The following is a 12,701-nucleotide window of genomic DNA, read 5'->3' as shown; positions in this document are numbered from 1 at the left end:
CGATCATTAGTTGATTTGCATGATTACATTATCAAAAAGGTCTTGTTGATAATGAGCGGCTTCTATATATTCAAGGGAATCCACTTTGTTTCTCCATGCCAGCCATTGGCTGTCCGGCAGGAAGATACGGTCGCTTTTTCCTATGATGGCTCTTTGCCATGCAAAATCTGATGGTGGCAATGATAAGTATTGCTTTTGTATGGCAGCAAGCTCTTCTTTGAGCTCTTCAACGGGACGTTGGGGAGCTACTGTCTGAAAAGCCTTGTAATCGGCTGCTGAACCACACATTCTTCTTTGAAACTTTTGCAGGGATTGTTCATTCAGTCCTTGCAGGGTTCCTTCGAAAATGGTAGGAGTAATCCCTTTCGTTTCATGTATGGGATAAAGAGTGCCATTGATAGCGATACTTTGGGAAAGGGGTAGGGATGGATATTGTTTCATTATCTGTGAGGCTGCCCATACTCCCATTGACCAGGCAATGAGGGTGATTTCGGAATATTCTTGCAAAATGTCGGCATCGAACTCTAATGAACGATAATCATAGCAAATCATCCAGTCCTTATCGGTCGGGTGAATTTGCAGGAATGGAGTTTCATCCATTCCCCAGCCTGCGAAGAAAAGCAATAGATGCTTTTGATTATTCTTTATGATAAAATACTGTTTCATCCGTTTATCAGTTTAATGAGTTGGTCGATTTCATGTTCAGTGATGTCCGCTGTCAGTGAGAAGCGGATGCGTGAAGTCCCTTCGGGAACCGTAGGCGGACGTACCGGCAATGCGTAAAATCCTTTGCGTTGGAGTTCTTCTGCTTTCAATATGGTATCTTCACTTGCTCCGACAATCATAGGGACAATGTGGCTTACCGAGGGGCAATTGTATCCTTTGGTTGTAAGGGCTTCCTTTAGCTTTTCACTGATTTGTAGCAGGTGAGTTCTCTTATGTTGTAAAGCTGGAAGACGTTCTAACACCCATGAAGTCCACTGAATATTGATAGGAGGAAGTGCAGTGGTGAATATAAACGTGCGCATTTTATTGATTAGATATTCACGGATAACTTGTCGGCAGACGATATAAGCTCCTGCCGAGGCAATGGCTTTCCCAAATGTACCTACTAGAAAATCTATATCGTTGATACATTCTTGTTCTTCAGCACATCCTAATCCTTTTTTCCCTCGTACACCAAAAGCATGAGCCTCATCTATATAAAGAAGAATATTGGAATAGCTCTTTTTGAGTTGAATGAGAGCGGGAAGATCAGCTTCATCGCCATCCATGCTAAAGATACTTTCGGTAACAATAATAATCTGCTCATAAGCGTTATGATTTTCAGCAATCAGTCGCTGCAACTGGGAAATATCATTGTGACGATACCGGATACATTTAGCTGATGATAATTTAATTCCGTCTATCAGGCTTGCATGCACCAGCTTGTCAGCAAGAATCAGGGTGTGAGTGTTGCAAATGGCAGGAAGTATTCCTGTATTGGCATGATAACCACTATTGAATATGAGTGCACTTTCGGTTCCGAACATGGTGGCTAGCTGTTGCTCTAACTTCTGATAGTCACTAAAATTACCGGTTAATAACCGGGAAGAAGAGGAGGTAGGCAGGAAAGTTTCGGGAGTGAGCGTCCTTAAGAATTCCTCCCTCAATGAAATATCATTGGCCAGTCCGAGATAATCATTAGAAGATAAGTTCAACATTCGTTGTCCGTTCAGCAGAACATCTCGCCCCTCATGGATTAGCGGTGGGAGAGAACGGTAATTCTTTTTCTCTTTCAAGGTCTGGAGTTCCTGGTTTATATACTCTAATGTCATGAATTGTTATTTTAAGTAATTTGTATTCGATAGATGAATGATTGAAAGTGTAATCTGTTGTTTATAAGATGTTTATCGTCAGAAGAATTATCCCGGCAGTTTCTCACCGACCAAGGTATCCTTCCTCGGTGAGGAAAGGTCCGTTCCTCACCGAGGAACACCCTTTTGCTCACCGAGGAACAGAGCTTTGGGTGAAAATCCGGTAATATTCTTTTTATCTGTCATCTTTTTTGAATAACTTTAAGTAACCTGGAAGTCAGTTTGCTTAATTGTTCCGAAGTAATGATGAAAGGCGGCATCAGATATACGAGTTTGCCAAAGGGACGTACCCAGATTCTTTCTTCCACAAATCGTCGTTGCATATAGGCCATATTTACCGGACGTTTCATCTCAATGACTCCAATAGCTCCGAGTATTCGTACATCAGCTACTTCCGGAAATTCCCGTGCAGGTGCCAGTTCTTCTTTCAGTTGAGTTTCGATTCGCTTCACATTCTCTTGCCAACCGGATTCGAGTAATAGGCGAACGGAAGCGCAAGCCACTGCACACGCAAGTGGATTACCCATAAATGTAGGCCCGTGCATAAAAGCTCCCGGTGCATGGTTGGAGATGGTATCTGCTATCCGGTTACTGGCTAATACGGCAGAAAGTGTCATATATCCTCCGGTCAGTGCTTTGCCGATGCACATGATATCTGGTTCTACTCCGGCGTGTTCCCACGCAAAGAGTTTGCCGGTACGTCCGAATCCCGTTGCTATTTCGTCGAAGATTAGAAGAATATCGTGCTTCCGGCAAAGTTTTTCTGCTTCACGCAGATACTGCGGATGATAAAACCACATTCCACCTGCTCCTTGTACCACCGGTTCCAGGATAAGCGCCGCCAACTCTTTTGAATGTTTTTCAATCATCTCTTGCAGAGGTAGTATATCTTCCGGATTCCATTCTCCGTCGAACCGGGAAGTGGGGGACGGGACAAAATAACGTACAGGCAATGCCGAACCGAAAAGACTGTGCATACCCGTCACCGGATCACATACAGACATGGCATTCCACGTATCACCGTGATAGCCGGAACGGATAGTCACGAAATTGTTCTTTTCCGGTTCTCCTGCTGCATACCAATATTGTACAGCCATTTTCAGTGCCACTTCTACGGCTACCGAACCGGAGTCTGCATAGAATATTTTCTGCATGGAGGGAGGAACCAAAGGCAATAATAGTTTCCCCAATTCAATGGCCGGTTCATGCGTCAGTCCCCCGAACATGACATGAGACATTTTATCTAATTGTTCTTTTGCCGCCTGATTCAATACCGGATGATTATATCCATGCACTGCACACCACCAGGAAGACATTCCGTCAATGAGTGTCCGTCCGTCTTCGAGGGTAATAGTGGCGCCGTCTGCCCGTTTCACTTTGTAGACAGGAAGCGGATCGGTGGTAGAAGTGTACGGATGCCAGATATGTTCGCGGTCAAATTGGGAACCGGCGAAATGATAACCTTCTTCCTGAATCATCTTTTTGTCTTCCGATACTTTGGAACCGAGAGTTGTCAGCAGGTCGCCTACGATAGCCGAGTTGATTCCGATATATAATGCTTTGTGCATGGCTTCGGAAGATAGTTGTGAACGTCCTCCGGCAAATCTTAGAAAAGCTGTCGGATTAATAAAACGAAAGATAGCGACGGTTTTAAGTATTTCTTCTTCGCTTAAAGGCCGCTCGTTTTCCAGTGGAGTTCCCGGAATCGGACTAAGCAGGTTGATAGGTATGGACTGAACATTCAGTTCTTTTAAAGTGAAAGCAAATTCAATCCGTTGCTCCATCGTTTCTCCCATACCGATGATACCTCCGCAGCAGATATCCATGCCTACACGACGGGCTGCATCAAGAGTAGCTCGTTTTTGTTCTTGTGTATGCGTAGTACAGAGTTTGGAAAAATAAGACGGAGCCGTTTCCAGGTTACAGTGATAACGGGTGATTCCGGCTTCGTATAGGGAACGTAGCTCTTCTTCGTTAAGTAACCCCAGAGAAGCACAGAGCTGAATGGACGAGTGACGTCGCATTTGACGAACGGTATCGCAAAGTTGGGTAATCTGTTTGGGAGATGGTTTTCGTCCGCTGGTAACGAGAGAGAAACGGTTGACGTCTTGAGCTTCATTGTATTTCGCCTGTCGGAGACATTCTTCAGCGGGAAGGAGATCGTAAATATCGGCTTTAGTCTTGTAGTGAGAGGATTGTGCACACCATTTGCAGTTTTCCGGGCATCGGCCGGACTTGGCGTTGATGATGGAACACATGTCGAATTCGTGCGAAGCACGTGCGACGGTAATCTCATGCGCGGCGGCATATAGCGCCTCGCTGTCAGCCATGTTGGCTAGCCAAGCGGCTTGGTCGGGCGAAATATCAATGCCTGCCAACACTTGGTCTTTTATTTCCTGAAGTGTCATAAATGTATGATAAGGGATAGTAATTTTAGCATTCTGCTTGCGAAGGGCAACGTCCACAACATTGATGTGCAGATGACCGATTTGGAATTCACGTCCCATACTCGCAAAAGCGGCATAGTTCTTTCTGCCCCAATAACGGAAGCGGGAAAGAAGGGTACGTGTGGTCTGTATGTGGCGTTGTTGCTTCATTGATTTTTTACTTTTGTTCGTTAGAACGTGGCAAATGTACAAAGATTCTTTGGATAAGCAAGCAAGTTTACGATTTCTGATATCCGTACTTTTATTTCTTTTTCCTGTATTCTTTGCGTAAGTTGAAATTGAATCCGGCATATATCTGAAGAGTGCCGAAACCATTGTCTACAGAGAAATTATTCCGGTGGTAATTATAGTTTTTCCCAACGAAAGAAGTACCTACAAAGTATTTTCCGTTATTATAAACAACCCCTGCACGAAGTAGAAAATCCAGATTAAATTTGCCGTACCATGCTTTTCCTTCGTGAGTTTCCGCATCTACATCAGAGGCTTTATAGGCAATGGCAGGGGTGAGAGACAAACATGCCAGGCAGTTGCGGGCAAAGACCCAGTTGTAGGCATATCCGAAACTGATATTGGCATTGGTATATTTTATATCCTTGACTTTCATACCGGGATTCATTGTCTGCTGTAGAAAAACAGGAAGTTCTGTGTAGTCGAAGTCGAGATGATGCTTTGAAATAGAAAAACCGGCAATAAATGTTCCCGCGTTGCGTCGTTGGTTGGTGGACTGGCTGAAGGCGGCCGGATAAGAGAATTTTCTGTTATTGAAGATATAATATAAGTTCAGTCCTTTTATATCCACCTTTATTCCACTGAAATCCTCGGAATAGTTGGAGGGAATATCTTCAGAAAATCCTCTGATCTTATGTATCTTGTAATTGTTTCCGGTACGACGGTAGAATATATCTACGCCAAGTTTGGAACTATATAAGCTAAGGTCAAACTCTGTACCTCTATTCTTCCGGTTGGTTTTCCGATAGATATCATCCACATCTACGGACCATCCCAGGAAAATCCATCGCCAGCCGAAATACAGTCCTATTTTATTATGCGGGTTAGGAGAGAAACTAAGTTTTTGTGGTTGAGGCTGTTCGCTGGTGACAGAGTAATATTCGAAGTTGCTGAAATGAGTAGCCATCAACGCATAATTATAACGGTTCGGGCTGATATAGAGCGTATCGAAATCACTGAAATTCATAAATTTCTTGATTGCTCTTTTGAAAGGACTGGGCTGGGTGACCGTTGTGGAATCTATTCTTGTACTATCATTTGTAGAAAGGGCTTTCTCTTCACTTTGTGCCTGTAAGGACAGTGAAAATAACAGAAAAAGATATAGAATAACCCGTTTCCCCATGTGGTTCTTTGTTGTTTTAGCTATTTTTCGTTTCACGAATGTACTACCTTTCGTTGATTTATGCTAGTAATCTTCTAAAAAATGTTTCGTTTCCTAAACAAAAAAGTTCAATATACTGTTAGTTACAACAAGCAAATAAATCTTAAGCCACAAAATTATGAGAATCTATTTACGTTTATTAGTCGTGTCTCTTCTGCTTTTTGCAGGAAATATAGTATATGCGGAAGCACAGCAGGAGAAACGCGTGACGGGTACGGTGACTTCTGAAGGGGAGCCCTTGCCTGGTGTCTCCGTACAATTGAAAGGAGCATCCTCCGGCACCATCACCGATATTGATGGAAATTATTCAATTGAAGTTCCTGCTACCGGCACTTTAGTGTTCCGTTTTGTAGGAATGAGATCGGTAGAACAACCGGTGAATAACCGAAGTGTGATTAATGTCACGTTGGAATCGGAAAGTAAAGAACTGGAAGAAGTAATGGTAGTAGCTTATGCTACCGCTAAGAAGTATAGTTTTACCGGAGCAGCTTCGACGATGAAAGCAGGTGAGATTGAAAAGCTACAGACTTCGAGCGTATCGCGCGTATTAGAAGGGACGGTGTCCGGAGTGCAGGCTAGTGCGGCAAGCGGGCAGCCGGGTACGGATGCGGAAATCCGTATTCGTGGTATCGGATCTATCAATGCATCCAGTGCTCCGCTTTATGTGGTGGACGGTGTTCCGTTCGACGGTAGTGTGAACTCTATCAATCCTGATGATATATCTTCGATGACAGTATTGAAAGATGCGGCTTCTGCTGCTTTATACGGTTCACGTGGCGCAAATGGAGTGATTATTATCACAACCAAGCAAGGAGATCAAAATACCAAAGCGACCGTAAAGGTAAAAGCCTCTTTAGGAGGTTCCAATCGTGCCGTGCGTGATTATGATCGTGTCAGTACCGATCAATACTTTGAATTGTATTGGGAAGCACTTCGTAATCAGTACGCCAAGAGCGCGGATTATACTCCGGCAACTGCTGCGGCACAAGCATCCAAAGACCTGGTTACGAAATTGATGGGAGGTGGCCCCAATCCATACGGTCCCCAATATACGCAACCGGTCGGTACAGATGGAAAATTGGTGGCAGGTGCCCGTCCATTATGGAATTCAGACTGGAGTGATGCCATGGAACAACAGGCACTTCGCACAGAGTTGAATCTAAGTGTTTCCGGAGGCGGAAAAGCAAATCAGTATTTCTTTTCAGCCGGATACCTGAATGATAAAGGTATTGCGCTTGAATCGGGTTATCAGCGTTTCAATCTTCGTTCCAATATCACCAGCGAAATGACTTCCTGGTTGAAGGGAGGAGTCAATTTGAGTTTTGCACATTCTATGCAGAACTATCCGGTTTCTTCCGACTCCAAAACCAGTAATGTGATTACTGCAGGACGTACCATGCCGGGATTTTATCCGATTTATGAAATGAATACCGACGGTAGCTACAAATTGGATGAGAATGGAGACCGCATTTATGACTTCGGCTCTTATCGTCCTTCCGGTTCGATGGCAAACTGGAATCTGCCGGCTACTTTGCCTTTGGATAAATCAGAACGAATGAAAGATGAAGTCTCCGGTCGTACTTTCCTGGAAGCTACGATTATTGAGGGATTGAAATTCAAGACTAGTTTCAACTTTGACTTGATTAATTATAATACGTTGGATTATACGAACCCCCAATTAGGTCCGGCTAAAGAAAACGGCGGCGGTGTCAGCCGAATGAATACCCGTACTTTCTCTTGGACATGGAATAATATTGCTACGTATGACAAGACAATTGGTGAACATCATTTTAATGTTCTTGCCGGTGTGGAGGCCTATTCCTACCGCTACGATGAACTGACGGCATCACGTTCCAAAATGGCGCAGCCTGATATGCCGGAACTAGTAGTTGGTTCACAGTTGACCGGAGGTTCGGGGTATCGCATCGACTATGCGTTGGTGGGTTATCTGACTCAAGCATTATACGACTATCAAAATAAATATTTCTTCTCGGCATCCTATCGTCGCGACGGTTCTTCACGTTTTGCGCCGGAGACCCGCTGGGGAAATTTCTGGTCGTTGGGTACTTCCTGGCGTATCGACCGGGAAGAGTTTATGGCAAGTACTTCCGACTGGCTTTCTGCCTTGACTCTGAAAATGAGCTATGGTGCGCAGGGAAATGATAACCTGGGTACTTATTATGCGAGTAAAGGACTTTATACCATTGTTTCCAATTTGGGAGAAAATGCGTTAGTGTCCGACCGTATGGCGACTCCGAATCTGAAATGGGAAACAAACCTCAACTTTAATGCAGGTATTGACTTCTCCCTGTTCAATAACCGTTTTTCCGGTTCGTTTGATTTCTTTACACGTCGTTCGAAAGACCTGCTTTATTCACGTCCGATAGCTCCTTCCCTGGGATATGGTTCTATTGACGAAAATGTAGGAGCCTTGAAGAATACAGGTATAGAAATGGTGCTTAACGGAACGATTATCAATCAGAATGGTTGGGTATGGAAACTGGGTATGAACTTGACGCATTATAAGAATAAGGTGACAGATCTTCCATTGAAAGATATGCCGCGAAGTGGTGTGAACAAGTTGCAGGTAGGTCGTTCGGTGTATGATTTCTATATGATAGAGTGGGCGGGAGTAGACCCGGAAAATGGAGATCCGCTGTGGTATAAGGATGAGGTGGATGCAAATAAGAATCCGACCGGAAAACGTGTCACAACAAATGATTATGGTTCGGCTGACTATTATTATGTCAACAAATCGTCTCTTCCGAAGGTGTATGGCGGATTCAATACGTCTCTTTCTTGGAAAGGATTTGATCTTTCGGCTATCTTTGCTTACAGTATCGGCGGATATATCTACAATCGTGATGTTACAATGATTCTGCATAATGGAAGTTTGGAAGGTCGCGACTGGTCGACGGAGATTCTAAGAAGATGGACTCCCGACAATCGCTATACCGATGTCCCTGCTTTGAGTACTACCTCTAATAACTGGAACTCGGCTTCCACTCGCTTCTTGCAGAATAATTCGTATATGCGATTGAAAAACCTGACACTTTCCTATAACTTACCCAAACAATGGATTAGTAAGTTATCATTGAGCAGTGTGCAGGTATATGTACAAGGAGATAATCTGTTTACCATTCACCGGAATCAGGGACTAGACCCTGAACAGGGAATTACCGGTATCACTTATTACCGTTATCCGGCTATGCGAACCATCTCCGGAGGTATCAATGTTTCTTTCTAAATTCAGACTAAATTATGAGAAAAATAAAAATTCAATCCATTCTTGCGGCAGTTGCCGGACTTTTCCTGGCAACGAGTTGTAGCAGCAGTTTTTTGGATACGGACCCCACAGATGCGGTAAGTTCGGATAAGGTATCTGTACCCGAAAATGCGGAGGCACTTGTGAATGGTGCCTGGTATAATCTGTTTGATTATTCAAGTACCTATGCCAATATCGGTTATCGGGCACTTCAGTGTCTGGATGATATGATGGCAAGTGATATTGTTTCCCGTCCGAAATATGGTTTTAACTCTTCGTATCAGTTTAATGATATAGCGCAATCCTCAAATGGTAGAACAGAGTTTGCCTGGTATCTGATATATAAAACGATAGATAATTGTAACACTGCCATTTCTATCAAGGGGGATTCGGAAGAACTCCGTCAGGCACAGGGACAAGCATTGGCATTACGCGCCTTTTGTTATTTGCACTTGGTACAGCATTATCAATTCACCTACTTGAAAGATAAAGATGCTCCGTGTGTTCCTATATATACCGAACCTAGCAATAGCTCCACTGTACCGAAAGGAAAATCAACAGTGGCACAGGTTTATCAGCTTATTTTCGACGATCTCACTTTGGCGAAGGACTATTTGAAAAACTATGTCCGCAGCGGTGATAATCAAAAGTTCAAACCGAATGTTGCAGTGGTCAACGGTCTTTTGGCTCGCGCTTACTTGCTGACCGGACAATGGGAAGAAGCCGCAAAAGCTGCCGAAGCAGCACGTGCAGGATATACGTTGATGACAACTACAGCCGAGTACGAAGGTTTTAATAACATTTCCAATAAAGAATGGATATGGGGATTTCCTCAAATTCCTTCCCAATCGGATGCCAGCTATAATTTCTATTATTTGGATGCAACATACGTAGGAGCATATAGCAGCTTTATGGCTGATCCCCATCTGAAAGATACATTTACCGAAGGTGATATTCGTTTACCTTTGTTTCAGTGGATGCGTGAAGGATATTTGGGATATAAGAAATTTCACATGCGTGCAGATGATACGGCTGATCTGGTCTTGATGCGTGCTGCTGAAATGTATTTGATAGAAACGGAGGCGAAAGTTCGTGACGGCGTAGCGTTGGCCCAGGCTGTAGCTCCATTGAATACATTGCGTAATGCCCGTGGAGTAGGGGATTATGAGGTGACAGGAAAATCACAGGAAGATGTAATCAATGAGATTCTGATGGAACGTCGCCGTGAACTTTGGGGGGAAGGATTTGGTATTACCGATATACTTCGTACACAAAAGGCAGTAGAACGTGCTGCTTTATCGGATGAAATGCAGAAGACAGAAGTCGATTGCTGGCAGGAGGGTGGTAGCTTTGAAAAACGAAATCCTCTGGGACATTGGTTCCTCAACTTCCCGAACGGTAAACCGTTTACAGTAAATAGCACCTATTATTTGTATGCTATTCCACAGAAAGAAATTAACGCTAACCCTAACATATAAATAGCTCTCTTAATTTTTTGACTTTGACCTTAACTTGTAGACCGGTATACGTCGTGACGATGCATACCGGTCGTTTTCTTTGGAAAAGAGGGAGCGCAAAATGTGACACACCCCATTTTATTTAATCTAATCTTATTCTATTTTTTTCTTCTTCAAATTCGGTAAAAAGAATGTGACCAATCCTAGTAGCGGCATATAAGCACAGATATTATATACATATTCAATACTCGTTTTATCCGCTAAATTACCGAGTACGGCAGATGCTACACCAGCCACCCCGAATGCAAATCCAAAAAATAACCCTGATATTAATCCGAGCTTGGTAGGAAGCAATTCCTGTGCATAAAGCAATATAGCGGGAAAAGCGGAAGAAAGCATCAATCCCACACAGAAGCTAAGGATAATAGTCCACATCAAATTAGCATGTGGCATTAGTAAACTGAACGGGGCAGCTCCCAAAATAGAAGCCCAGATCACATACTTCCGACCAATTCGGTCACCGACAGGTCCACCAATTAATGTTCCGATAGCAGTAGCTACCAGAAAGATAAATAAATATAGTTGCGAATCTTGTACGCTTACATTAAATTTATGAATCAAGTAGAAAGTATAATAACTCGTGAGACTTGCCATATAGATATATTTGGAGAAAATCAGAATCAGCAATATCGCGATTGAAAGGGCTGTCTTATCCATAGGCAAAGGAAGATGAACAGGTTTTCTGACACTGACGGTCTGTGCTTTCATCCGGTTTAGATATGATTTATACCATTTGCAAATTGGGTACATCACTCCGATAGCAGCTAAAGCCACAAATGCAAATACGATGAGATGTTGTCTGCCATAAGGAGCCACCAACAGAGCAACCAGTAAAGGACCTAATGAACCTCCGAAGTTACCACCTACCTGAAAGAGTGATTGTGCTAGTCCACGTTTCCCGCCAGAGGCAAGGAATGTGATACGGGAGGCTTCCGGATGCAGTACGGAAGAGCCAATTCCGATTAAGAATACGGAGGCTAATATCCAGTATAGATTATCAGAGAATGCTAAGTTTATCAAACCAATCAGTGTAAAGCTCATTCCGATAGGCAACGACCATGCAACGGGATATTTATCAAAAATGATTCCGGTAATCGGTTGAAAGACCGAAGCCGAAAGCTGATAAACCAGTGTGATAAGGCCGATTTGCGCAAAACTTAATCCTAAATCATCTTTGAATAGTGGATAAGCTGCTGAAACAACGGACTGTAAAAGGTCATTGAGACAGTGTGAAAGACTTAATGCGATTAAGATGGAAAATGTAATTTTTCCTACGGGTTGTTCCTGATTTTGTACCATGATACCTATTGCTTTAGAAGTGTTCCTGAAAAATTGGCTGCAAAGGTACGCAAACTTTCCCGTTTCTCTAAGACTAAGGATTCTAAATTGTCGTTAATTCAATTTTGACTAACCGAACTATTCTCCGTACTTGCTGTTGTTAAATAAAAAAGGAGGATTATATGGGCTTTATTTGGTATATCATTATTGGTATTGTGGCTGGATTCCTCGCAGGTAAAGTAATGCGCGGCGGAGGTTTTGGTCTTATTATAAATTTATTACTTGGTATTCTTGGAGGTGTACTGGGCGGTTGGGTATTTGCCCTTTTCGGACTGTCAGCTTCAGGATTGATCGGAAGTTTGATAACTTCCACTGTAGGGGCTATCCTTGTATTATGGATTGCTTCCTTATTCTCGAAATCTAAATAGATATTTATATAATTTATTTTTAATCCTAAAAACAGAACTTAATTATGGAATGTAGACATGGAAATTTCTGGATTGGACTCGGAATTGGGTCAATCCTCGGCGCAGTAGCTTATCGTCTTTCACGTACAGCAAAAGCAAAACAGTTGGAAAGCGAAATTTATAATGCTATCCATCGTATAGGTCGCGATGCTGAAATAGCAGCTGCTCATGCTGAAAGAAAAGCAATGGATCTTGGACTTAAAGCAGTAGAAACCGGTGCGGAAATTGCTGATAAAGTAGCGGCAGAAGCCGACAAAGTGGCCGGAAAAGCAAAAGATAAGTGGGAAAAGTAAGAATCCCAAAACGGGTAATCGATTTAAATATAATTGGTTACCTGTTTTATTTTTGTATATTTAATCTTTTATCCCTAGCTTTATTTAGTCATCGTATCAATGTGTGTGCGAACACATTTAGGCTAATCTTCTTTATTATTCTCGTTTCCTTCAAGAATTGGGAGTTACTTTTTCTCTAACTTTTCATT

At 42.9% G+C, this 12,701-nt stretch carries 9 protein-coding genes; 4 read left to right on the top strand and 5 right to left on the bottom strand.

What is annotated here, in order from left to right:
* Positions 1–6: 6 nt before the first annotated feature.
* The 4 genes from HMPREF0106_RS13105 to HMPREF0106_RS13120 all read right to left on the bottom strand — a co-directional run bounded on the left by HMPREF0106_RS13105 (position 7) and on the right by HMPREF0106_RS13120 (position 5,654).
* Positions 7–666 (bottom strand): DUF452 family protein, encoded by a 660-nt coding sequence (locus tag HMPREF0106_RS13105; RefSeq protein ID WP_009039890.1) that lies wholly within the window; start codon positions 664–666, stop codon positions 7–9.
* Complete coding sequence (locus tag HMPREF0106_RS13110) at positions 663–1,817, bottom strand: 8-amino-7-oxononanoate synthase (protein WP_009039889.1); 1,155 nt, start codon at positions 1,815–1,817, stop codon at positions 663–665. The genes HMPREF0106_RS13105 and HMPREF0106_RS13110 overlap by 4 nt, the downstream gene beginning before the upstream one ends.
* Positions 1,818–2,038: 221 nt before the next feature.
* Positions 2,039–4,453 carry an adenosylmethionine--8-amino-7-oxononanoate transaminase gene (gene bioA / locus HMPREF0106_RS13115; RefSeq protein WP_009039888.1) on the bottom strand — a complete coding sequence of 805 codons (2,415 nt, stop codon included), beginning with the start codon at positions 4,451–4,453 and terminating at the stop codon, positions 2,039–2,041.
* A gap of 91 nt (positions 4,454–4,544) precedes the next feature.
* Positions 4,545–5,654, bottom strand: coding sequence for a DUF4421 domain-containing protein (locus tag HMPREF0106_RS13120; RefSeq protein ID WP_032851305.1), 1,110 nt, complete (start codon positions 5,652–5,654; stop codon positions 4,545–4,547).
* A 157-nt stretch (positions 5,655–5,811) separates the two neighbouring features.
* Here HMPREF0106_RS13120 and HMPREF0106_RS13125 point away from each other — a divergent pair, with 157 nt between their 5' ends.
* Complete coding sequence (locus HMPREF0106_RS13125) at positions 5,812–8,940, top strand: SusC/RagA family TonB-linked outer membrane protein (RefSeq protein ID WP_009039886.1); 3,129 nt, start codon at positions 5,812–5,814, stop codon at positions 8,938–8,940.
* A 14-nt stretch (positions 8,941–8,954) separates the two neighbouring features.
* Complete coding sequence (locus tag HMPREF0106_RS13130; RefSeq protein WP_009039885.1) at positions 8,955–10,436, top strand: RagB/SusD family nutrient uptake outer membrane protein; 1,482 nt, start codon at positions 8,955–8,957, stop codon at positions 10,434–10,436.
* 132 nt (positions 10,437–10,568) lie between these two features.
* Here HMPREF0106_RS13130 and HMPREF0106_RS13135 read toward each other — a convergent pair whose 3' ends face one another.
* Positions 10,569–11,774 carry an MFS transporter gene (locus HMPREF0106_RS13135; RefSeq protein ID WP_009039884.1) on the bottom strand — a complete coding sequence of 402 codons (1,206 nt, stop codon included), beginning with the start codon at positions 11,772–11,774 and terminating at the stop codon, positions 10,569–10,571.
* 161 nt (positions 11,775–11,935) lie between these two features.
* Here HMPREF0106_RS13135 and HMPREF0106_RS13140 point away from each other — a divergent pair, with 161 nt between their 5' ends.
* Positions 11,936–12,181, top strand: a complete 246-nt coding sequence (locus HMPREF0106_RS13140) for a GlsB/YeaQ/YmgE family stress response membrane protein (RefSeq protein ID WP_004313353.1) — start codon at positions 11,936–11,938, stop codon at positions 12,179–12,181.
* 44 nt (positions 12,182–12,225) lie between these two features.
* Positions 12,226–12,513, top strand: a complete 288-nt coding sequence (locus HMPREF0106_RS13145) for a YtxH domain-containing protein (protein WP_004313352.1) — start codon at positions 12,226–12,228, stop codon at positions 12,511–12,513.
* Positions 12,514–12,701 lie beyond the last annotated feature (188 nt).

Origin of the sequence: Bacteroides sp. D22 (assembly GCF_000163675.1) — a bacterium.
Lineage (GTDB): Bacteria > Bacteroidota > Bacteroidia > Bacteroidales > Bacteroidaceae > Bacteroides > Bacteroides xylanisolvens.
The sequence above is the reverse complement of the archived record's forward strand: the minus strand, read 5'-3'. Positions and strand labels throughout refer to the sequence as shown.